Annotated in this window: 21 protein-coding genes; 10 read left to right on the top strand and 11 right to left on the bottom strand. The window is 44.5% G+C overall.

Annotated elements, in window-relative coordinates; translation table 11 throughout:
* Nucleotides 1-71: 71 nt before the first annotated feature.
* Nucleotides 72-368, top strand: coding sequence for an integration host factor subunit alpha (ihfA, locus tag vsple_RS07785; protein WP_004734853.1), 297 nt, complete (start codon nt 72-74; stop codon nt 366-368).
* 84 nt (nt 369-452) lie between these two features.
* On the opposite strand, the gene vsple_RS07780 is transcribed toward ihfA, so the two are convergent.
* Entirely contained in the window at nt 453-1,226 is a 774-nt protein-coding gene (locus tag vsple_RS07780) for a RelA/SpoT domain-containing protein (RefSeq protein ID WP_261881651.1), read from the bottom strand.
* Between the two features lie 281 nt (nt 1,227-1,507).
* Here vsple_RS07780 and vsple_RS07775 point away from each other — a divergent pair, with 281 nt between their 5' ends.
* Nucleotides 1,508-2,161, top strand: coding sequence for a thiopurine S-methyltransferase (locus tag vsple_RS07775; RefSeq protein ID WP_261881650.1), 654 nt, complete (start codon nt 1,508-1,510; stop codon nt 2,159-2,161).
* A 376-nt stretch (nt 2,162-2,537) separates the two neighbouring features.
* Here vsple_RS07775 and purT read toward each other — a convergent pair whose 3' ends face one another.
* The 7 genes from purT to vsple_RS07740 form a co-directional block, all read right to left on the bottom strand.
* Entirely contained in the window at nt 2,538-3,713 is a 1,176-nt protein-coding gene (purT, locus tag vsple_RS07770; protein ID WP_261881649.1) for a formate-dependent phosphoribosylglycinamide formyltransferase, read from the bottom strand.
* A gap of 169 nt (nt 3,714-3,882) precedes the next feature.
* A complete protein-coding gene (cdd, locus tag vsple_RS07765) occupies nt 3,883-4,770 on the bottom strand; it encodes a cytidine deaminase (protein WP_255230611.1) in 888 nt (295 codons plus the stop codon).
* 316 nt (nt 4,771-5,086) lie between these two features.
* A complete protein-coding gene (locus vsple_RS07760; RefSeq protein WP_255230612.1) occupies nt 5,087-5,764 on the bottom strand; it encodes an LrgB family protein in 678 nt (225 codons plus the stop codon).
* A 1-nt stretch (nt 5,765) separates the two neighbouring features.
* Nucleotides 5,766-6,137 carry a CidA/LrgA family protein gene (locus vsple_RS07755; RefSeq protein ID WP_255230613.1) on the bottom strand — a complete coding sequence of 124 codons (372 nt, stop codon included), beginning with the start codon at nt 6,135-6,137 and terminating at the stop codon, nt 5,766-5,768.
* 80 nt (nt 6,138-6,217) lie between these two features.
* On the bottom strand, nt 6,218-7,642 hold the full coding sequence (sbcB, locus tag vsple_RS07750; RefSeq protein WP_261881648.1) for an exodeoxyribonuclease I: 1,425 nt from the start codon (nt 7,640-7,642) through the stop codon (nt 6,218-6,220).
* A 199-nt stretch (nt 7,643-7,841) separates the two neighbouring features.
* Nucleotides 7,842-8,690: a sterol desaturase family protein gene (locus tag vsple_RS07745; RefSeq protein ID WP_261881647.1), complete on the bottom strand. Its 849-nt coding sequence runs from the start codon at nt 8,688-8,690 to the stop codon at nt 7,842-7,844.
* A gap of 65 nt (nt 8,691-8,755) precedes the next feature.
* On the bottom strand, nt 8,756-9,793 hold the full coding sequence (locus tag vsple_RS07740; protein WP_261881646.1) for a DUF2804 domain-containing protein: 1,038 nt from the start codon (nt 9,791-9,793) through the stop codon (nt 8,756-8,758).
* Nucleotides 9,794-9,980: 187 nt separating this feature from the next.
* Here vsple_RS07740 and vsple_RS07735 point away from each other — a divergent pair, with 187 nt between their 5' ends.
* From vsple_RS07735 to vsple_RS07725, 3 genes are all read left to right on the top strand, one after another.
* Nucleotides 9,981-11,039, top strand: coding sequence for an AraC family transcriptional regulator (locus vsple_RS07735; protein ID WP_261881645.1), 1,059 nt, complete (start codon nt 9,981-9,983; stop codon nt 11,037-11,039).
* Nucleotides 11,040-11,190: 151 nt separating this feature from the next.
* Nucleotides 11,191-11,712: a DUF2058 domain-containing protein gene (locus vsple_RS07730; RefSeq protein ID WP_261881644.1), complete on the top strand. Its 522-nt coding sequence runs from the start codon at nt 11,191-11,193 to the stop codon at nt 11,710-11,712.
* A 419-nt stretch (nt 11,713-12,131) separates the two neighbouring features.
* A complete protein-coding gene (locus vsple_RS07725) occupies nt 12,132-13,739 on the top strand; it encodes a BCCT family transporter (protein WP_261881643.1) in 1,608 nt (535 codons plus the stop codon).
* A gap of 89 nt (nt 13,740-13,828) precedes the next feature.
* Here vsple_RS07725 and vsple_RS07720 read toward each other — a convergent pair whose 3' ends face one another.
* Entirely contained in the window at nt 13,829-14,017 is a 189-nt protein-coding gene (locus tag vsple_RS07720; protein WP_261881642.1) for a hypothetical protein, read from the bottom strand.
* A 245-nt stretch (nt 14,018-14,262) separates the two neighbouring features.
* On the bottom strand, nt 14,263-15,171 hold the full coding sequence (locus vsple_RS07715; RefSeq protein WP_261881641.1) for a LysR family transcriptional regulator: 909 nt from the start codon (nt 15,169-15,171) through the stop codon (nt 14,263-14,265).
* Between the two features lie 119 nt (nt 15,172-15,290).
* On the opposite strand from vsple_RS07715, the gene vsple_RS07710 reads away from it, so the two are divergent.
* Nucleotides 15,291-16,265, top strand: a complete 975-nt coding sequence (locus tag vsple_RS07710) for an aldo/keto reductase (protein WP_261881640.1) — start codon at nt 15,291-15,293, stop codon at nt 16,263-16,265.
* 10 nt (nt 16,266-16,275) lie between these two features.
* A complete protein-coding gene (locus vsple_RS07705) occupies nt 16,276-16,671 on the top strand; it encodes a GlcG/HbpS family heme-binding protein (protein WP_261881639.1) in 396 nt (131 codons plus the stop codon).
* 99 nt (nt 16,672-16,770) lie between these two features.
* Here vsple_RS07705 and vsple_RS07700 read toward each other — a convergent pair whose 3' ends face one another.
* Nucleotides 16,771-18,144 (bottom strand): L-cystine transporter, encoded by a 1,374-nt coding sequence (locus vsple_RS07700; RefSeq protein ID WP_255230624.1) that lies wholly within the window; start codon nt 18,142-18,144, stop codon nt 16,771-16,773.
* A gap of 413 nt (nt 18,145-18,557) precedes the next feature.
* Between vsple_RS07700 and vsple_RS07695 the strand changes: the two genes are divergently transcribed.
* The 3 genes from vsple_RS07695 to vsple_RS07685 all read left to right on the top strand — a co-directional run bounded on the left by vsple_RS07695 (nt 18,558) and on the right by vsple_RS07685 (nt 21,171).
* Nucleotides 18,558-19,169, top strand: coding sequence for a flavin reductase family protein (locus tag vsple_RS07695; RefSeq protein ID WP_261881638.1), 612 nt, complete (start codon nt 18,558-18,560; stop codon nt 19,167-19,169).
* A 146-nt stretch (nt 19,170-19,315) separates the two neighbouring features.
* Nucleotides 19,316-20,362: a nicotinate-nucleotide--dimethylbenzimidazole phosphoribosyltransferase gene (gene cobT, locus vsple_RS07690; RefSeq protein WP_261881637.1), complete on the top strand. Its 1,047-nt coding sequence runs from the start codon at nt 19,316-19,318 to the stop codon at nt 20,360-20,362.
* The gene (locus vsple_RS07685) at nt 20,362-21,171 is read left to right on the top strand and encodes an adenosylcobinamide-GDP ribazoletransferase (protein WP_261881636.1); all 810 of its coding nucleotides are present in this window, start codon (nt 20,362-20,364) and stop codon (nt 21,169-21,171) included. Before cobT ends, vsple_RS07685 begins: the two co-directional genes overlap by 1 nt.
* Nucleotides 21,172-21,176 lie beyond the last annotated feature (5 nt).

Below are 21,176 nucleotides of genomic sequence, written 5' to 3'. Positions count from 1 at the left end.
TTGAATAGGGTAAATGCTTCGGCGCTACTGACGATAGTAGCAAGGTTTAACATAGCTTTGAGGAAAGTTTTATGGCACTCACGAAGGCCGATTTGGCTGAGAACCTGTTTGAGACACTCGGGTACAGCAAACGGGATGCCAAGGAAACGGTGGAAGTGTTTTTCGAAGAAGTTCGTAAAGCACTTGAAAATGGCGAACAGGTAAAACTGTCAGGTTTTGGTAATTTTGATCTTCGCGAGAAAAATGAGCGTCCGGGTCGTAACCCTAAAACTGGTGAAGACATTCCAATCTCTGCTCGACGTGTTGTTACTTTCAGACCGGGTCAAAAACTAAAAGCCCGCGTAGAAAATATTAAAATCGAGAAGTAGCCAAGCAATAGACCACGCACAGCGTGGTCTTTTTCTATCTATCCATGTGAAGTTAACAATCTGTCATCATTGAGTGCTAAGTGACTAGGCTGCTTTAATATGAGTGGTAATGTAAGGCTGCCAAGCCTGTTGATAAAGCTCTAAGGATTGGCGTCTTAGGTTGTTGATTTGCGCCGCTTCGATATCGTTGAGTGAGCGATTTTGTGCCATTGCATTACGCTCAATACCTTGGATGATTTCGTACAGCTCATGTTCTGGACCACTTTTCACATCAGCGATCGCTTTAAGGTGAAGCTGGACTTCTGCAATGATATTCGTTTTAGGTAAGCGAACCAACAAGTTAAGGTCACGGTAACCCGAGTCTGCAGGAGACTTAAACTTGTTTTTTACTTTAACAACATCGGCCTCTCTGCTGACCGCTTCATACACTTCCACTAAGCTCTCTACATCATTAGCGATAATAGTCGCACGAGCAAGATCAGTGATTCGGGTAACGTCGCCGTCAAGCTCTAATGCAATCTTTTCTTGTGCACGAGCTTGCGATTTTACGCCCGTAAACAGCGCTTCGGAGTTAGTGAGTAGAGCAGTACTTTTACAGATGGTTTCTAGCTCTGCTTGAGCTTGGTGTGATTTGCTGTAAAGCACGTCGAAGTCGGTGTAGGGTTGAGTTGGCTTTGAGTCAAAGGCTTTGATGCCGTACAGACCGCTTAGGCTGTGACGGAATACTTTTGATGACACTTGGTTTTGTGCTGGTGTGCGAGTTGGTTCTGCTGAGTTAGTTGATACAGTTGCTGCGAATGCAGGCGCGCGGCTCAATACAAGAAGCATTAGTGCCGTGGTACGGAGAAATACACTCATTCAAACTCCAATATACTAGGTTACAAAACGGTGAAACTAAAAGGGGTAACCAGTAACGCTAAGAGCAAATTATTGTTCAAATAGCAGTGTCTCTAAATACGATATGGGGCCGTTTGAACAGAAACCAACCTTAACGTTTTTTCGTGCCTTAATATGTGAACATATAGACAAATTAAACCAATGTGAGTTCCACATTTTCAAGAACTTTGACGCCTGCCAAGGTTGCTCTTACCTGTCTATCCTGTACCCTTGCATTATTGAATCAACAAGATGAACGAAAGATGAATAATCCTGAATTTTGGCACAATAAATGGGCCGCAAACCAAATTGGTTTCCACCTAGAAGATGTGAATCCGCTGCTGATTGAGTTTTGGAAGCACACTGAACCGAGCCACGAGAAGAGCGTTTTTGTTCCATTATGTGGTAAGAGCGAAGATTTGGTTTGGTTGGCGTCTAAGCATCAAGACGTTCAGGGTGTTGAGCTAAGCCAAATCGCAGTTCGTGCATTTTTCTCGGAACATTTTTATACGCCGATGGTGACGCAGATTAATGGTCAACATGAGTTGTACCAGTTTGATGAACTCAGTATCTACACTGGTGATTACTTCACAGCGCCGATTCAAGCGGTTGATACAATTTACGACCGTGCTTCTTTAGTGGCACTGCCTGAAGAGATGCGAGTACAGTATGTGGCTAGGCTGAAGCAGTTACTAAAACCGGGTGGTAAGATCTTATTGGTGACTCTGGATTACGATCAAGAAGAGATGAGTGGGCCTCCATTCAGCGTACCTAGAGATGAAGTAGAGCAGCTATTCTCTGGATACAAGATTACACAGTTAAATCAAGATATTGCTGATGACGATCATCCTAAGATCGCCAAGAAAGGTTTATCTCGCTTTTCCGAAGAGGTCTACTTGATTGAGTGTCAGGCTTAATAAAACCTGCATACAATTTAGCAACGACAAAGACGGGCATTGAGGCCCGTCTTTGGTTTTCTTCCGCTGGAGAGTACGCGAACAAATGTCACCGATAAAGGTTACAGGCTCTAGGGCGCGTTGATCTTTCGAGCTGGTTTTTGCAGCGAGTTGCTGGGTATTTATACAAGGCAGAGGCTTTGATGTGTAGCTAGCCTACATGAGAAGCCGATAACGCAGTAGAAATGACCAGCAAACGCTGCCCGAAGGGTTCGGCTAAAAGCGTTTTACTCTTTGTTGAGGGAGATTTGCTTAGAATGACTAGGCTACTTCTCCCTCGCCGCGATTAAAACGCTTTTATCTCGAACAAAATTTAACCACGAAAGGTCAACACGCCCTAGTAGATAACTTTAATCTTAGAAGCGGTTTCTACGGCGTCTTCAATCGCTGACTCAACACTATCACGGCGAGTAAGGGCGACACCTAAGCGGCGGCGGCCATTGATGTCTGGCTTACCAAATAATCGAACCTGAGTTTGAGGAGCATTTAATGCGTTTTCCAAACCTTCGAAACGAATATTTGTCGACGTACCCTGACCAAGAACAACGGCAGACGCACAAGGGCCGTACTGAGTGATATTCTTGATTGGCATGCCTGTAAATGCGCGGACGTGCAGAGCAAACTCAGAGGAGTCCTGAGACAGCAATGTAACTAGGCCGGTATCGTGTGGACGAGGTGAGACCTCATTGAAGATCACGTGATCACCTCTGACGAACAGTTCTACACCAAAGATGCCGTATCCACCTAGAGCGTCAACCACTTTACCTGCGGTGTATTGCGCAGCCTTAAGTGCATTGTCAGACATCACCTGTGGTTGCCATGACTCGCGATAGTCTCCGTCTTCTTGTCGGTGGCCGATTGGCGCACAGAAATGAATACCGTCCACCGCTCGAACTGTCAGCAAGGTGATTTCGTAATCAAAGTCGATAAAGCCCTCTACGATGACTCGTCCAGCGCCAGTACGACCTCCTTCTTGAGCGTAGTCCCACGCTTTTTGGATATCGCCTTCACTCTTGATAACACTTTGACCTTTGCCAGAAGAACTCATTACGGGTTTGACGACACAAGGGATACCGACAAATTCTACCGCGGCAGAGAAATCTTCAAAACTATCGGCGAAGCGATAAGGTGAAGTCATTAGTTCCAGCTCTTCTGCTGCGAGGCGACGAATCCCTTCACGGTTCATTGTCAGCTTGGTCGCATTTGCAGTAGGAACAACGTTTAAGCCTTTTTCTTCTAATTCAACCAGTTTGCTGGTCGCGATGGCTTCAATTTCAGGTACTACGTAATCCGGCTTTTCTAGCTTAATGATAGCTTCAAGCGCATCGCCATCCAGCATGTCTAGGACATGACTACGATGAGCAACTTGCATTGCAGGGGCATCTGGGTAGCGATCACAAGCGATCACTTCTAAACCTAAACGTTGACACTCAATAGCAACTTCTTTGCCTAGCTCTCCAGAGCCCAATAGAAGTACACGAGTAGCATTGTCACGAGTGGCGGTACCAAACATAGTTATTCCTTCCGAACATGTTGAACGAGTATTTGAGAACGGGGAGATCATACTCATTCCAACCTCAAAAGCAAACGTTTGCGTGATGGTTTTAGTGAATTTTAAGCATAAAAAAAGCAGCCGACTAAAAGAGGGCTGCTTATGTAAATCGCATGTTAACTTAATGCAGTTATATTGCTAAGTAAGTGACTGGGATATCTGGGTTAATTGCTTCTAGCGTTGATTGAGTCTCTGCCAAGTGACTGATGTTGCCTTGTGCGTTTTCAACCAGAGCTGCACTCTCGATTTGGTCGAAGTTATTACCTGCCAGCATCACTTGAATCATCGCTACTTGAAGTGGAGGCAAGCTCGGGTTAAATGCCGCGTTTTCTGCGTATGCACCTGAGAAGATCTCACCAGACGCAAGTTGAAGTGAAACACCGCTTAGGTTTTTGGTGTAAGGGGCATGGCTGCGGTTCATGGCTTCTAGAGCTTTAACAACAATAGGTGTTGTCTCTTCAGTCGTGTACTTGTGGTCAAGTTCTGTCATCAGGCCTTCGGTGATACCAAGATCAGAAGGGCCGAAAGAGTCGGGCAGATAATCTTGGAGTGAACGCTCTTCACGTTCTGGTAACTGGATTTTCAACTCATTAGCCGTAGTCAATTCGTTCATAAATTGACGACAGTGACCACAAGGGCTGTAGTTGATGGTGATATCAGAAAGTCCTTTTTCACCTTTCATCCAAGCGTGACTGATTGCCGCTTGTTCTGCGTGTACCGTTTGACCTAGCTGTGCACCTGCAATTTCCATGTTTGCACCGAAGTAGATGTGACCAGATAGGCCGCGCACTACTGCGCCAACGTAGAAATCAGAAAGTGGTGCGTAAGAGAACGCAGCTGCGATTGGCAGTAAAGCTAGACGAACTTCTTTGTCAGAAAGACCGCTTGCATCCAGCAAGCTTTGAAACTGCTCTTTAGAGATGGTGGCGTCAAAGTTGTCTGCTAATACGATGTCACTTAAAAGTGCTTTCAATGAAGCTGGAGCACTTTCCAGCGCCAGGGTAATACGACTGTTCATGTTGAATCCTTAATTGACCTTAGGCTTTAAGTTTATGCAATACCCAGAAACTTTCTGTGATCAAAGTCACTAATGTATGCTGCTTGTTACATTGTGTTGCACAATTAGAGTGAGGTCACAAATGAAATCGTTTGCAGCCAGCAAAGTGTAATTAAAGTCACAAATTGACGGGTGCATCACATTGCATGAATAAATAGTTTAGCTGAAAAAAAGAGCGCATTTCCTAAAGATTTGTTGGAAAAGCGCTCTGATTTTGTTCGGGAATTAGCAATGACATAGATTGACTATCAGCGACTTCAAGTTAAGTATTTTGCTATTAGGAGTATATCCATAGCACCAATGAGAACATTGAAGGGGCTAATATCGAGGTGATAACACCGCACAGAACTAATGCCAGAGAGCTAAATGCTGCATCTCGTGGATCTTTCTCGGCGCTAGTCGCTGTACCTAATGCGTGTGATACGGTTCCCATCGTAAGTCCACGAGCGATAGGGCTCTTAATACCGATCAGGTTGTAGATTGGATAGGCGAAAATTGCCCCGAAAAGTCCAACCAAAAGCACTAAGATCGCGGCTATGGCAGCTTCACCACCAAGATGACTAGACACTTCCATTGCGATAGGAGTCGTCACCGATTTACCGAGTAAACTGGCAATTAAGCCAAGGTCTGCATGAAAAGCTGCAGCGATTAATACGGCGCTTAGCATCGACATCACGCTACCTAGCAAACTCGCAAAGGTGATAATGCGCCAGTTAGCTCTTATCTGTGGGAGTTGTTCATACAGTGGGTAAGCGAGCGCAACAACGGCTGGTTGGAGCATGTAGGTAATCCAAGTGTTGTCTGCGTAATACTCTTCGAATGGGATTCGCCAATAGGTGAGTACAGGAATAATGATCGCTAAGCTAATCAATAGAGGGTTACATAATGGCGAGTTTACTTTTTGACTTACCCAACGAGCAAAAAGAAACACAACAATAGTCAAAAGAATCCACATATTATTTCCCCTTCGCAATCACTCGGTCTAGGAACCAAGACAGAGAAACAAGAACGATCAGTGTGCCACCAACCGCACTGGCTAAAATAGGAAGGGCGTTGGCAATGAGCATGTCGAAGTGTTCCATTAGGCCAACACTGATAGGCACAAACAGTAAGATCATGAAACGGATGATCAGGCTAGCACCAGGTTGAACCCAATGAGATGGAATAATTCCGATCACCATCGCGAAGAAAAGCAGCAGCATCCCAAAGATACTTCCGGGAATTGCAGTATCGAGAAGGCTTTGAATGGCATTGCCTGCTGTCAGTGCACCGATGATCAATGTAAAAGAGATCATTAGATACACGAGTTGGATCAATCTTTCTTTCAAAGGGGGTCTCTTTCTGAGTTAATGGATAACGGCTAACGAGTAGCCGTTATTTAAGGCTTTAGAATGACGACACTTTTAATTTAACTCGCTAATTTCTCAACGTATTGATATACCGCTTTGAGTATCGCCATCTTCTTTTCGTCGTTTTCATGCTCATGAGCAAGATTCTCAAGGTTGAGCATGTACTCTTCAAGTCGACTTTCGTAAAACTCACGACAGTGATTAGCCCATTTTTGCTGTTCTGATTCATCTAACGTCCAAGGGTAGTGACGCGCTTTGTAACGGAACAGAAGGGGTTCTATACGTTCGTCGGCAAAGCTGATGTCGAGTGCTGCAAGGTTGTTTGGTTCGGTTTGGCGAATAATATCCATTGCGGCTTTATCTGACGGAGAGAAGAAACCATCGTAAAGCTGAGTATCAACATCGTCGTCTTTCTCGTATTCGCGCTCAACAGAGTAAAGACCAATCAGTTTTTCGCGAATCTCTGGGTGTTCACGAAGAATCGCTAAGTTTGCGAGACATTGCTGACGATCAATGCCAATGGTTTCAGCATTTTCGGCTGTTAGTGTTTTCGCAGGAGCAAGAATAGGGCACTTATTCAGTTGCACGAGTTTAATCGGTACAGGTCGCTCATCTGGGCCCAATTCGCTGTGTTTGGTGTAGAGTCGTTCACGCAATTCATCTGCGTCTAATTCAAGCAGTGGTGCTGGGTCTTTCGCTAGATCAACAACGATAACCGCGTTTTGATTGGTCGGGTGCCAAGCCATTGGAACAATCCAACTGGTGTAGTTGCACTCTTTCCCCAACATGCCAGACACGTGCATCAGTGGTGTCATGTTTACAATGTCGATCAGCTCATTCAGTTTACGCTTGTGGCGCATGTTGTATAGGTAGTCGAACATTTTCGGTTGAGCGGCTTTAATTTTCTTTGCCAGCTCAATGGTTGCGATAACGTCAGCCATCGCGTCATGCGCATTTTCGTGTTCAATACCGTTAGCAACAGACAAGTGCTCTAGTTTAAAGCTTGGGAACCCTTCTTCATTCTCCGGCCAAACGATGCCGTCGGGACGCAACGCGTGCACGGCGCGCATCACATCTAATAGATCCCAACGAGAGTTACCGTTTTGCCAGCTCCATGCATATGGATCGATAAAGTTGCGGTAACAGGTATAACGAGTCACTTCATCGTCGAATCGAATACTGTTATACCCAAGACTAGTTGTGTTTGGCTTAGATAACTCTGCATGAATTTTAGCGATGAACTCAGGCTCTGGTAGGCCTTGTGACATTGCTTTCTGTGGGGTGATTCGCGTAATCAATGCAGCTTCAGGTGCTGGTAGATAATCAGCGGGTGGTTGGCAATAGATAACCAGTGGATCTCCAATGATGTTGAAATCTTGGTCGGTGCGAACACCCGCAAATTGACTTGGTCGATCTTTGGCTGGGCTCGTTCCCCAAGTTTCGTAATCGAAGAAGAAGTAGGTTGGCTGATTATCTGAGCTCATGGAATATCCTGACAGTAGATAGGGTCTACTGTGACTGAAGTTAACTTTTCTTCAGTATCTGACAGGAGGCGGTGAGGGTGCAAGCGGCATTGTAAATAAATTTCATCAAATCGATGCATTACTATTCAATTAAGCACGATGCCATGGCTCAGCGTATCAAAACGTATTAATTCAGCTAAATTAAGAAGATGTATCTCTCTCAGTCTGTTGGTGGTACGAACATCATTTTTAGCTTTGTTCGCCAGCTGTATTCTCTGTTTGTTAAATCTCGGAATATGAGTTTCCACTCTTGGAAGGTGACGGTGATAGGATTGTCGCTGTTGACTGGCTTAGTCGTTCCATAGCGAACGGTTTCCACTTCCGGCTCAAAAGTGCCAAACAACTTGTCCCAAATGATGAGTACGCCTGCGTAGTTTTTGTCGATGTATTGTGGGTTACGGCCATGATGAACACGATGATGAGAAGGTGTGTTGAACACCCACTCTAAGGGGCCTAGTGTCCGTATCCATTGAGTATGAACGAAGAACTGTAGACCAAGGTTGAGAAGCACGACAAAGACCACCCATTTAGGTTCAAAACCGATGATCACCAATGGCAGCCAGAAGATCCACATACCTGATACTGGATACATTAAGCTTTGACGGAATGCGGTACTAAAATTCATTCGTTCAGAACTATGGTGAGCAACATGCGATGCCCACATCCAACGTGTTCTGTGGCTGGCACGGTGAAACCAGTAGTAACAGAAATCTTGCAAAATCATTAGGCATAGGAAGCTGGCTAGCCCCATTTCAACATCTATGAGCCGCCAATCAAAAAGCCAAAGGTACAGGTAAGCCACGAATAGCCCCGTCACTAAATCGGAAAGTTGATGCATCCCCGCCAAGGTAAAATTACAAGCGACTTCCGTAATCGTATAGCGCGAATTTTCAGGAAGCTGTCCCTGCTTTTGTCCAATCAAATACTCTGCGAGCATACAAGCAATAAAAAGCGGTGCTAGTACCACAAGTAACCATTCTGGGTTATTGATGAGCGACTCTATGTTCATCTAATGCCTCGGTGTGTATTTATAACAGTGTTAGGGGAGATCTATGTGATTGGATGTAACTTCTCTTACCAGCACGCGAAATGATCTTCGGTTAATCCAAGTACATGCTCAAGCTGGTGGGTGACCCCATTGTTATCCTTTATCGAGCCCGAAAAATGACCGATGAACTGACGGAAATTGCTCTTGAGTACGATAAAATTGAGCTTTTCACTGCGTTTATTACGAGGAGTAAAAGTGAGATCAATCCGTCGATCTTCAGAGTAAATTTGCCAAGGTTGAGCGGTGTCATCACGGTTAAATTCAAAATGGACGGCAGGAAGTAGATGTTTTTTACCGTCTATCCAAAGCGCGTTCTCACAGGTTCCAGTTTCGTTAACGCCCGCTGCTAGATTCATCCCCAATTGAATCCGCTTTGATGATTCTCCTAACAGATGAGTGTTAATGCTTGCCCAGCGCCAGCTCGTTTCACGACGCATATAACCCGCTGAAAAGTCGTAGCCTCCTAAGGCGTAGTCGAGCTCAACTTCATGGTTGTTAACGGTCAACTTCCCACTGACTGAAAGTGCGTTGTGTTTTTGGGTGTAGGTCCACCCTGAATATCCAGTGGGTGTCGTCATAGAAAGCGGCTGACTGTCTTCTCTAACTTTGAGTTTAAGGTTGGCTTGTACGAGCTTAGTATTGATTTCTACTGTCCAGTCGCCTTGATTGATCTTGAATTGGATCTGGCCGCGAGCAATGTGGGTAACCCCTTGATGTGGAGAAGAGGTCACCACTTTGTCGAAAGAGAGTGGGCGAAGCCAAGATTGCTCTTCGAGACTATTTTCGTTGATGTTGTATACATAACAGAATGCAGAGCCAAGATACCTGATATCGGCGATTGCTACTCCAATCACATAGTCTGCGGTAACCACGCTGACAAATTGGAACTGCTTGTAATGAAAGTAGCGTTGCCATCGACTGGCTGGATTATCCATGACGTTACGATAATCGAACCTCTCTATATCGAGCTCATGGGGGATAGTATCGAACTGACCAAAAACAGGCTTGCCCTGAGAATCAATAATACTTCTCGGCGCTTTGTGGATGGTTTCAGGTTTAATCATGATTAAAGTTTACATGGCATTAACATAATGGCTATTCTAGCTAGCCACTTAGCGAAAAGTTAGGTCATTATCGGACACCATTGGGTTTGCTCTCACGCTGTGGGATTTGGAGATGGTAAAGTTCCAATAGAGAGGCCAACTCAATTATTAATTAGAAGGGAAGCCGACGACGGATGATGGAACAGTCATGACAGAAGAGAAAATATTGGCGGCATATCAGCCAAGTAGTGCTTATCAACCGTTGGGAAGCTTAGATATTGCATTGCTGTTTGATAGCTTAGAAACTCGTGGTATCAATGGCAAAGCGCTACTGTCTTCTCTTGGTCTAGTTAACATTGATTGGCAAGATCCGAATATTCAACTTAGCTTTGCCGACAAGTTGATTGTGTTCAAGGCGGTGAATCGTCTACTGCCTCAAGAGGGGCTGGGTTTGTGGCTTGGGCAGCAGGCGAGGTTGAACCATTTTGGCGTGCTAGGTTACGTGCTAGCGACGAGTGAAAACGTGTTGCAAGCCGTTAAAAGTGGTTTCAAATATCTTAGGCTCAACGGTCCGATATTCTCCGTAGCATTGATTCAAGACGCCGATGAAGCAATCATTCGAATCGAGAACTCTTTGGATATCGGTGAAATGTTACCTTTTTGCTGCGAGTACTTTTTCAGTTCTCTTGTTTCTCTGTTTTATCAACTAACTCGCCAGCCTCTCAAGCTCAATGCGTTGCGTCTCTCTTATCCTGAGCCTATGTATTCATTGTCTGGGCATGGTAATAAATACCGGCATCGGTTTGGTTGTCAGGTTGAATTTAACCACATGTTGTGTGAACTCCGCTTTGATCGTGATTTACTCCACAAACCACTGCCGAATCATGATGCTGCGACTCTCGAGCGTTATTTGGCATCTTGCCATAGCATTATGTCGAGTCTGGGCTCCCCTTCTATTTTGAGTAATCAAGTGAGATCTATGCTTTATCAAGAACCTGGTCAGTTTCCGACGATTGAGCAATTAGCGGAGGAATTTGGTTGCTCCTCACGAACATTGCGACGGGAGCTCTCAAAAGAGGCGACGAGCTACCATGATTTACTTGCCGAAGTGCGTCGAGAACTGGCGAAAGAGTTGCTACTAAATACCGACATCAGTGTAGAAGATATCGGTGAGCGCCTTGGATACAGTGATTCAGCTAACTTCAGACGCGCATTTAAGGGGTGGATGAAACAGACGCCCGTACAATTTCGCCAACGTTTGTCCTAGTTTCTAGGGCGTGAATAGATTTTAGGGTGTGAATAACAGCAAGTTTAGCAATTTGACTCTTTATCCTTGTCATAAACCGAGTAGGGGATATAAACAGAATGACAAAAAACAGGTATGATAGTGCCGTTTTTAATCCTGAACTGGGAAAGTCATGGCAAAGTTAACACTCCAAGAGCAGATGCTGAAAGCTGGCTTGGTTAATGAGAAAAAGCTGAAAAAAGCAAAGAAAGGCTCTAAGAAGTCACGCGTTCAAGCGCGCGAGGCGAAAGCTGCCGCAGAAGAGAACCGTTTGGCACAACAAGCGAAAGACAAAGAGCTGAATCAACAAATGAAAGAGAAACAACTGAGCAAAGAAATAAAAGCTCAGGTGAAACAGTTGATTGCGATGAATAAGATCGAGCAAAAAGATGGCGAGATCAAATACAACTTTACTGACGGTACGTTAGTTAAACACCTTTACGTTGAAGAGTTGACTCAAAAGCAGCTAAGTAAAGGTATTTTAAGTATTGCTCGTGATGGCGAAGGATACGTGATTATCCCGACCAGCGTTGCGAACAAGATTGCGATGCGTGACGAAGAGTCTATCGTTGATACTCAGACTACTTCAGAAGAAGTGGTTGATGAAGATGACCCGTACAAAGATTTCGTCGTACCGGATGATTTGATGTGGTAATTAGGCACTAAGCCTTAACGAATTAAAAATGCAGTTGTGCTCGTATGAGTCAACTGCATTTTTTTATGCCGTAGATAACACGAACACATCAGTCGTCGTTTGCTAACGTCAATAATTCACTCATTCAAGACAAAAATTAATTTGTACTCTAATTATTTTTTGAAAAAAGTTACCACTAATAAAACCTTTATAATCAGATATTTATACTGACCTTGGTGGGCTAATACGCAGGGGTTACCAAAAAAATGTTTTATTCTGTGTTATAATAGCGCCATCGGGATTGAGCAAGACGCCGTAAGTGATTGATTAAATTCACTTATTTTCACCCTTTTATATGGTACGGCGCGCTGATCAAATTTTAATTGGATATGGAGTTGGTCCTTATATTCGAATTGTCGAATATGTGTACACCTTAATTTATGAGTTTTAAGTCAAAAAAATACAGTATAGATTCAACAGATTATCAAGTCGGTCAAGACAACATTAATAAGTGGGGCATGGATGTCCACAACACGGTTTTCACGGCTTCGGTAGGCCTTTCAATTCTCTTCATTGTTACACTTCTCGCAATGGCACCCGGCGATGCAAAAGCTGCAATTGACACGGTAAAAGCCGCCGTTCTCGCGAACTTCGATTTCCTATTTATGTGGGGCGCGAACCTTCTACTCATTTTCGCTATCGGTTTAGCATTCTCTCCATTGGGTAAAATTCGACTTGGTGGCGAAAATGCGACAGCGGACTACACCACGACATCTTGGATTGCGATGCTGTTTGCTGCAGGCATGGGTATTGGTCTTATCTTCTGGGGTGTGGCTGAACCCACTGCGTTCTTTACTGACTGGTACGGCACACCATTAAATGCGGAAGCTTACACTGAAGCTGGCCGCGAAGCGGCACTTGGCGCCACGGTATTCCACTGGGGTCTGCATGCTTGGGCAATTTACGGTATGGCAGCACTGTGCCTTGCTTACTTTGTTTATAACAAAGGTTTACCACTATCGATGCGTTCAGTTTTCTACCCAATTCTTGGAGACAAAGTTTGGGGTAAAACAGGCGACGTTATCGACGTGATGACGGTACTAGTAACACTATTTGGTCTAGCGACTTCACTTGGTTTAGGTGGCACGCAAGCCGCGAGTGGTATTAGCCATGTATTTGGTTTAGAGAACAATCTATTCCTACAACAGTTAATCATTGCGTTAATTATGGTGCTGGCAATCGTTTCTGTACTACGTGGTATGGACGGTGGTGTAAAACTACTGAGTAACCTAAACATGGTTATCGCGTTTGTTTTCCTAGGTTTTATCGCAGTGCTTAACTTCACTACGGTTCTAGACTCGCTTGCGACAGCGGTAACTGGTTACGTGAAGAACATTATCCCGCTAAGTCAAACAACAGGTCGTGAAGACACCACTTGGTTACATGGTTGGACAGTATTTTACTGGGCATGGTGGGTAGCCTACGCACCGTTCTTCGGTATGTTCGTGGCTCGTATCTCTAAAGGCCGTACGGTTCGTGAGTTCCTATTATGCGTTCTGATCATCCCTACGCTTGTTACTACGGCTTGGATGTCTATCTTTGGTGGAGTGGCGATTGAGCAAGTGATGGACAAGGTTGGACAACTGGGTATTGATCAGGGTATCGCTGATGTTTCTCTAAGCTTGTTCTACATGTTAGACGCCTACCCGCTAGGTAACATTCTATCTGTGATTGCGGTTGCGCTTATTATTGTATTCTTCGTGACCACTCTGGACTCTGGTTCTATCGTTATCGATGGTATGACTGCAGGCGGTAAGTTAGAAGTGCCTGTTCGCCAAAAAGTTGTCTGGGCAATCATTTCAGGTGCAATTGCAATGGTTATGCTGTGGATTGGTGGCACGCAATCTATTCAAGCACTGCAATCAATTACAATCATCGCTGCATTGCCGTTTACCATCATCCTAATACTAGGTTGTGTAAGCCTGATTAAAGGTCTTATGACTGAAGTTGAACAACCAAAAGTGGCGACTGATACCGCGAAACAATAACGTGTTGTGAACTTAGGTAATGACTTTACGCCCTTGTTTTTGCAAGGGCGTTTTTTATGAATCGTAATTCGAAGAGCGTCAGAAGTGGATCACCTTTCTGGGATTCGACGATAGACGTTGCTATTCGCATCAAGGTTGTCTGGCGAAAGGTCGGCCAACATACGTTGTTCGTAATGTTCATAGCCATCAAAGCGGCATTCACCGATCTCATTTCGTGGGCACACCTGTGCATGGTGTCTTTCGATTAATTCGGTCGAGCAGAACGGGCAGTATTTCATACATCCTCCTGATTGTACTCATTGTCTCAATGGGCATTTTCAGTAACGCAAATTCATGTTTCGATTTGATGGCATTTTTAAGTCATTTTCTAAATGAGCGATATGTATGCCAAAGCGTATAAACATACACCGACAATGTTAAGGTTATTCGGATACGGCGCGAAAGACGATCACTTGAACCTGTATGAAAAGGTAACAAATTGTGTTGCCTGTTTTGGTGTATGTTTTTGGTAAATCGGTATCAGTTATTGATGAATAGAGAATGAGTTTTTGAGTTGAAGCTCTTTGAAGTAGTCTTGAACGAATTGCACAAACGCTTTGTGTTTTCTAGCTGGGTAGACCATTTGAGGATAAAACAGGTAGATGGAATTCCCATTAGCGATGCATTCATGGGTAAGCAGTGGTGTTAAACGACCTTGCTTTACCTCTTCAGCAACGTAATAACTCGCGATACGGATTATACCGCTGCCGTGTACAGCTTGCTGTTTTAAAAGGTGGTTCTCGTTGCTTGATAACCAGCCAGATACATGCACGCTACCACTGTTAAATGGCCATTCATGTTGGTGTAGGGTCGCAAGACACTGATGATCTTGCAGATCGTCGAGTGACTTAGGTTCACCACACTTTTCTAGATAGCTTGGCGCCGCAACGAGGTCATGTTGATACGAAAATAACTTTTTAGCCACCATATTCTCTGGTGGAGTATTGGTCGCTCGAAACGCAATGTCGATATCTTCACGATTGAGGTCATAGGTCGTGTAGCTGCTATTAATTTCGAAATAGATGTCTGGATAGATCGCTTGGAAGCGTTGGCACAGATCAGACAGAAAGATCTCTGTGAACATTTTTGGTGCTGTGATCCTTAAAACCCCTTTAATCGCTTCATGTTCATCCGACACGCTTCGCTCTAGGTCGAGGACTTGAGATCGAATTACCAATCCTTGAGCAAGTGCTCGTTCACCTTGAAGCGTGAGTCGAACACTGCGTGTGGTCCGGACTAACAACGGACACTCTAAGTCGCTTTCTAAACGTTTTATCTGTTCCGACAAGTAACTTTTTGAAATCCCCAGTTGTTCTGCTGCTTTGGTGAAGTTGAGCTGTTGAGCAAGCTCAACAAACAACATCAACCTTTCTATTCGTTTGTGCTCATTCATATCTTATCTCCAGTTTTCATTTGTTCATTATAACGAACAATTATTTCGGATTCAGGCTATTCTGTTTTTCTTGTAGAACAATATGATTGAGGCTGATTTCATGAATACGAGAATGAACAATGAAAAACGTACTTCCTTTATCAAAACATTTAACCAACGTCAGTGAGATTGCTTACGGCTGTATGGGGCTAGGCGGTGGTTGGAACGACAACCCTGTTTCTCAAGATGATGTTTACCAAACACAAGGTATTATCGAAACGGCAATGGCTTCAGGTATCAATCTTTTTGATCATGCAGACATTTATACATTTTCTAAAGCAGAGCAGGCCTTTGGCCAAGTACTAAAGAGCCAGCCTGAATTGCGCGATCAAATGTTTCTGCAATCGAAATGTGGCATTCGTTTTCAAGGCGAAGGTAATGTTGGACGCTATGATTTCTCTGCGCAATGGGTGCAGAGCTCTGTGGAAGGCATTCTTGAACGCTTAAATACGGAGAAGCTAGACGTACTCTTATTACACCGCCCTGATCCATTGATGGAGCTTGATGAGTTAGCTCGTACGCTTCAAGACCTGCATGCAGCGGGTAAGGTCGAACATTTTGGTGTGTCTAACATGAGTGGTCATCAGATTGAGTATCTGCAATCTGCTCTTGACCAACCTTTAGTGGTTAACCAGATGGAAATGAGCCTAGCGAAACTGGATTGGCTTAACGATGTTGTTCTAGTTAATTCTCAAGGGTTGAATGAGTCTGATTGGGCTCCGGGCACACTAGAGTACTGCCGAGCTCATGGCGTGCAACTTCAAGCATGGGGTTGTTTGGCACAAGGACGCTTCTCTGAGCAGGGTTTAAATTCAGAGGACGAAAGTGTACGAGCGACTTCGAAATACGTTCAACAACTTTCTGAGAAATACGGTGTGACGAGCGAAGCGATTGTATTAGCGTTTCTTCTACGCCACCCAGCCGGTATTCAACCTGTGATCGGCACAACTAATCTCGACCGAATTCGCGCAAGTGCTGCTGCGACTCAGATTAAGTTAACTCGCGAAGAGTGGTACAACTTATTTGTTTACTCTCGTGGTCAAGCACTACCATAGGTAAATAATCATGCTGACTTTAAATAAAGCTCAACAAGCGGTTGCGACGGCGATTGAAATAGCAGCTCAGAATCAGCAGCAAATTGCCGTTGCTGTTTGTGATACGCACGGTGAATTGATCGCATTCGCTAAAATGGACGACGTTAGTGTCCAGGCTGGTTTGCTCGCAAAAAGCAAAGCGTATACGTCGGCGCGTGATCGTCAACCAAGTGGTAACTTAGGTGAGTGGGCGCGTGCGACAGGCAAAGATATGGGTTATTGGAATGACTCGAATATCACTGGCTTTAAAGGTGGCGTACCTATTGTTTCCTCTGGCCGTATTATTGGAGCTATTGGTATCAGTGGCTTGAGCGAGGAAGAAGATGAATTGCTTGCTCAGTCAAGTATCTCTGATCTTCAGCTTTAATATTCTTACGCAAGAAACAAAAACCGATGCAAGCGCATCGGTTTTCTTTAGCTTAAATGAGTATACGTTGCTCGCCTTGAGTCGACGCTTACTAGCACGTTATGCTTGAGCTTGTTGAAGATCGTTCTTCTCTTCTTTGTTGCCCAAAATACGACTCGTGATAGTACCTGCAGTCATTGAACCCGATACGTTTAGCGCAGTACGAGCCATATCGATAAGCGGTTCGATAGAGATAAGCAGTGCTGCGATAGTCACAGGTAACCCCATAGCAGGCAGTACGATTAACGCTGCAAACGTTGCACCGCCACCTACGCCAGCAATACCAAATGAGCTTACTGTAATGATAGCGATCAGCGATAAGATGAAGTTGATGTCCATTGGATTGATACCCATGGTTGGCGCAACCATTACCGCTAGCATTGCAGGGTAGATACCCGCACAGCCATTTTGACCGATTGTTGCACCGAATGACGCAGATAAGTTTGCAATCGCTGGTGGCACATTGAGCTTAGTGATTTGTGCTTCAACGTTAAGAGGAATCGTTGCTGCAGAACTGCGCGATGTGAATGCAAAGGTCAGTACTGGCCAGATCTTCTTGAAGTATTCTTTCGGGTTCACACCAAAAAATGAAACTAATACGCCGTGAACCACAAACATCAGTAAAATTGCCACGTAAGAAGCAACGATGAAACCGAGTAGGCTAAGAATGTCGGAAGCACTTGATGTTGCGACAACTTTCGCCATTAGTGCAGCGATGCCGTATGGCGTTAGAGCCATGATCATCTTAACTAGGCGCATAACGATAGATTGAGCCGCTTCCACAAAAGTGCGAATCGGAGACTCTAGTTCTTCTTTTTCTGCCATCACTTTACGTGCTGCAATACCGGTTAATACACCAAAAATAACAACGGCAATAATAGAAGTAGAGCGAGCACCAGTTAGGTCTGCAAATGGGTTAGTCGGAATAAAGCTAACCAGCATTTGAGGGATAGTCAGGTCAGAGACACGGTCTGCGCGAGTTTCAAGTGCTGCTAGACGTGCTGTTTCACGAGCACCTTCTGTAAGCCCCTCTGCAGTCAGACCAAATGCCTGCGTTACCATGATACCGATGATTGCTGAGATTGCGGTCGTCGCCAATAAGATTGAAATGGTGATGCCTGAAATCTTTCCTAGGGAGCCGCCTTTCTCAAGTTTCACAACCGCTGCGATCATGGAAACAAGCACCAGTGGCATGATCACCATTTTGAGTAAACCAACGTAACCACGGCCAACGATGTTGACCCAGTCCAATGTCTCTTTGATGATTGGGTTGCCTTCGCCAAATAGCAGTTGTAGAGCAAGACCAAAACCACTACCAAAGACAAGACCAAGCAGCACTAAGCGGGAAAGTGTGTGTTCTTTTTTCTGCTGCCCGTAGAGAAAAAATAGAATACCAGTGAATACCGCCAAGGCAGCGATAGCAGGGAGTGACATTGAATTTCCTTATGAATTACTTCAGAACAATAAGAGCCTAGGGGTATAGGCGTGAGCACAGCTAGCTAAAATAACGTTCTGTAACAAAACGTAAAATAAGGAAAAGTAATTTGATAGAACAATTAGTCATATCCAAAAGAACAGTTGTTCGCATATTCAACAGAGTGATGGTTCTGGCATCAATCTAACGATATTTCGACAAAAAATTGAACACCTCACTCGGAGAAAGATTTGGACATTTTTTTGAATTGTTGTCGAATAATCTAAACAGCATCGCATCGGCAGTCGACTCTAACTCGAGCGAATTTTGTTCAATCCAACAACAATCGCAGTTTGAAAGGCGAGTTATCGATAGATAGATCAGACGATAGCAAGTACACTGATTGTTACTTTGTCACAGCCAAGGAAGCGCGATGAACCTCCAGTTCGATTCTCTCTCTGCAAATGAAATCTACCACCTGATGACTCAAACAGTTGTCCCTCGTCCCATAGCGTGGGCGCTGACCAAATCAAGTGGTGATGTATTTAATCTTGCTCCATTTTCCTACTTCACTCCAGTATCGAGCCAGCCTCCATTGTTGATGCTTTCTGTGGGTAAAAAGCCGACAGGTGAAATCAAAGACACTGCAAAAAATGCGATAGAAACCGGTAAGTTAGTTATTCATATCGCGTCTGAATCCTCTGCGGAGGTGATGACCTCTACAGCTGCAACACTGGATCATGATCATTCGGAAATACAAGCGAACGATATAGAGTTGGTCGAGTTTGAAGGCTTCTCTTTGCCTCGAGTTAAGTCTTGCTCTGTGGCGTTTGGGTGCACGCTTTTTGAAGTTAAAGAAGTAGGAGAGGTTCCCCAAAGCTTAGTGTTTGCAAAGGTTGAAGCGGTGTACATTGCTGAAGAGATTATCGATCAAACCAGTGAGCGATTGAAAATAGATGCTTTAGCGTTAAACCCGTTGTCACGTCTTGGTGGCGGTGAATACGCAACTCTCTCTAATGTTTTTTCGGTAGCACGACCAAAATAATCGAAAGCTGAGCCAACGATGGGCTTAGCTTTCTGATTTTTCTATGTAAGAAACTATTTTTCTACGTAAGAAACTACTGCGCTCTCAGCAAAAAACGTCATTTAACGATTAAAAGTCTCAAATCATCACATTGGTAAGTCATCTTCATGCTAGATACTCAACACTCTGCGTTTATACAAAATCGAATCGATCAAAAAACCAAACCATTGGGCGCCCTTGGCCTTTTAGAGAAGACCGCTTTTCAACTGGCGCTTATTCAAAGCCAGCAAAGTCAAACACCGATTGAGAACATTCAAATCACCAAGCCTTCAATGTTTGTTTTTGCTGGTGATCACGGAGTTGCGGATGAAGGGGTGAGTATTGCCCCAAGTGCCGTGACTCAGCAAATGGTATTGAACTTTGTTCATGGTGGCGCCGCGATCAACTGTTTCTGTCGGTTAAACGATATTGACTTAACCGTTGTGGACGCAGGTATTTTACAAGCCATAGATACCAGTGATATTTCGGGTAGTCATACCGAGTTATTGGTCGCTCAAAGATTGGGTAACGGCACTCACAATTTTAATCAGCAAGCAGCGATGTCACTTGAGCAAGTCGAGAAAGGGATCGGCTATGGTCAGTCTTTGATTGAAAGTAAAATTGCGCACGGCTGCAATCTCGTTATGTTTGGTGAAATGGGTATTGGTAATACCAGCAGTGCTTCGGCAATACTGAGCGCCTTAACGGGGTTAGATGCAAAAGAGTGTGTTGGCCTTGGTACTGGAATAGATGACGAACAACTTAAGCGAAAGCAGCAAGTGGTTGCCAACGGTGTTGAACGCTGTAAAGGAAAAAACGTAGAGCAAGTACTTGCTGAAGTGGGCGGATTTGAAATTGTACAAATGGTTGGTGGATTTATCGGCGCAGCAAAGGCGCAAACACCGATTTTAGTTGATGGTTTTATTGTTTCGGTGGCGGCATATGTAGCGAACTTAATTGAACCAAGATGTCGCGATTACATGCTGTTTGCACACAAATCTCAAGAACACGCGCATCAATATGTGTTGAGAGAGTTAGATGCCGACCCTATGTTGGACTTGGGACTCAGGTTGGGTGAGGGCACGGGTGCTGCATTGGCACTGCCTTTGATTAAGGCCGCCGCTGAGTTTTACAACAACATGGCAAGCTTTGAAAGTGCTGGAGTGACGGTGTAATGGACCAGTCTGAGACAAACAGCGGCTTTAAATATCAGTGGCAACTGTTTTTGTTGGCGTTGGGCTTCTTCTCTCGTCTACCGGTGCCACACGATACGCCTTATTCCGAAGAGCGTATGAATCGAGCTGGGCGATATTTTTCAATGGTCGGCATTATGCTCGGTCTACTGTGTGCCAGCGTTTATGTTTTGCTAAGTTTGTTCTTACCTACTGACGTCGCATTAATCCTTATGATGGTATTCAGCTTAATGCTGACAGGTGCATTCCACGAAGATGGCCTGACAGATATGGCCGATGGTATTGGTGGAGGCATGACCCTTGAGCGACGCCTAACCATTATGAAAGACAGTCGTATTGGGACTTATGGTGCCTCTGCCTTGATCATGGCGCTATTGGGTAAATGGGTGTTTCTGAGTGAACTCATTGGGCAAACAAGTACCGCGGATCTTTTCATGATATTGGTTTCTAGCTACGCATTTAGTCGAGCGATCGCCGCATCGCTGATTTATGACATGCCTTATGTAAGCGATCCCGATACCAGCAAGAGTAAGCCATTAGCCAATAAGCAGACACGCTCTGAAACTCTATTTTTGATTACCATTGGATTAATACCGAGCTTATGGTTTGGTATTGAATTTAGCGCTTTGTTGTTGGTCATTGGTTATACCGTTCGTACACTGCTTAAACGTTGGTTAACGCTTCGTATTGGTGGCTTTACTGGAGACTGCTTAGGTGCCGCGCAGCAACTGGTCGAACTTTCAACTTACTTACTGTTTATCGCTGCGTTTTATAATGGGCTTATTGGGTAAACACG

The organism is Vibrio pelagius, from assembly GCF_024347575.1.
Lineage (GTDB): Bacteria > Pseudomonadota > Gammaproteobacteria > Enterobacterales > Vibrionaceae > Vibrio > Vibrio pelagius.
Note: the sequence above shows the minus strand (reverse complement) of the source record. Positions and strands in the feature narration are given on the sequence as shown.

Excerpts from the sequence above, each read along its gene's own strand:
- vsple_RS07715 (WP_261881641.1), bottom strand. The coding sequence starts at position 15,171 with ATGAATGAGCACAAACGAATAGAAAGGTTGATGTTGTTTGTTGAGCTT.
- cdd (WP_255230611.1), bottom strand. The coding sequence starts at position 4,770 with ATGAACAGTCGTATTACCCTGGCGCTGGAAAGTGCTCCAGCTTCATTG.
- vsple_RS07760 (WP_255230612.1), bottom strand. The coding sequence starts at position 5,764 with ATGTGGATTCTTTTGACTATTGTTGTGTTTCTTTTTGCTCGTTGGGTA.
- vsple_RS07775 (WP_261881650.1), top strand. The coding sequence starts at position 1,508 with ATGAATAATCCTGAATTTTGGCACAATAAATGGGCCGCAAACCAAATT.
- vsple_RS07725 (WP_261881643.1), top strand. The coding sequence starts at position 12,132 with ATGAGTTTTAAGTCAAAAAAATACAGTATAGATTCAACAGATTATCAA.
- vsple_RS07740 (WP_261881646.1), bottom strand. The coding sequence starts at position 9,793 with ATGATTAAACCTGAAACCATCCACAAAGCGCCGAGAAGTATTATTGAT.
- purT (WP_261881649.1), bottom strand. The coding sequence starts at position 3,713 with ATGTTTGGTACCGCCACTCGTGACAATGCTACTCGTGTACTTCTATTG.
- vsple_RS07705 (WP_261881639.1), top strand. The coding sequence starts at position 16,276 with ATGCTGACTTTAAATAAAGCTCAACAAGCGGTTGCGACGGCGATTGAA.
- vsple_RS07780 (WP_261881651.1), bottom strand. The coding sequence starts at position 1,226 with ATGAGTGTATTTCTCCGTACCACGGCACTAATGCTTCTTGTATTGAGC.
- ihfA (WP_004734853.1), top strand. The coding sequence starts at position 72 with ATGGCACTCACGAAGGCCGATTTGGCTGAGAACCTGTTTGAGACACTC.
- cobT (WP_261881637.1), top strand. The coding sequence starts at position 19,316 with ATGCTAGATACTCAACACTCTGCGTTTATACAAAATCGAATCGATCAA.
- vsple_RS07730 (WP_261881644.1), top strand. The coding sequence starts at position 11,191 with ATGGCAAAGTTAACACTCCAAGAGCAGATGCTGAAAGCTGGCTTGGTT.
- vsple_RS07685 (WP_261881636.1), top strand. The coding sequence starts at position 20,362 with ATGGACCAGTCTGAGACAAACAGCGGCTTTAAATATCAGTGGCAACTG.
- vsple_RS07735 (WP_261881645.1), top strand. The coding sequence starts at position 9,981 with ATGACAGAAGAGAAAATATTGGCGGCATATCAGCCAAGTAGTGCTTAT.
- vsple_RS07720 (WP_261881642.1), bottom strand. The coding sequence starts at position 14,017 with ATGAAATACTGCCCGTTCTGCTCGACCGAATTAATCGAAAGACACCAT.
- vsple_RS07695 (WP_261881638.1), top strand. The coding sequence starts at position 18,558 with ATGAACCTCCAGTTCGATTCTCTCTCTGCAAATGAAATCTACCACCTG.
- vsple_RS07700 (WP_255230624.1), bottom strand. The coding sequence starts at position 18,144 with ATGTCACTCCCTGCTATCGCTGCCTTGGCGGTATTCACTGGTATTCTA.
- vsple_RS07710 (WP_261881640.1), top strand. The coding sequence starts at position 15,291 with ATGAAAAACGTACTTCCTTTATCAAAACATTTAACCAACGTCAGTGAG.
- vsple_RS07745 (WP_261881647.1), bottom strand. The coding sequence starts at position 8,690 with ATGAACATAGAGTCGCTCATCAATAACCCAGAATGGTTACTTGTGGTA.
- sbcB (WP_261881648.1), bottom strand. The coding sequence starts at position 7,642 with ATGAGCTCAGATAATCAGCCAACCTACTTCTTCTTCGATTACGAAACT.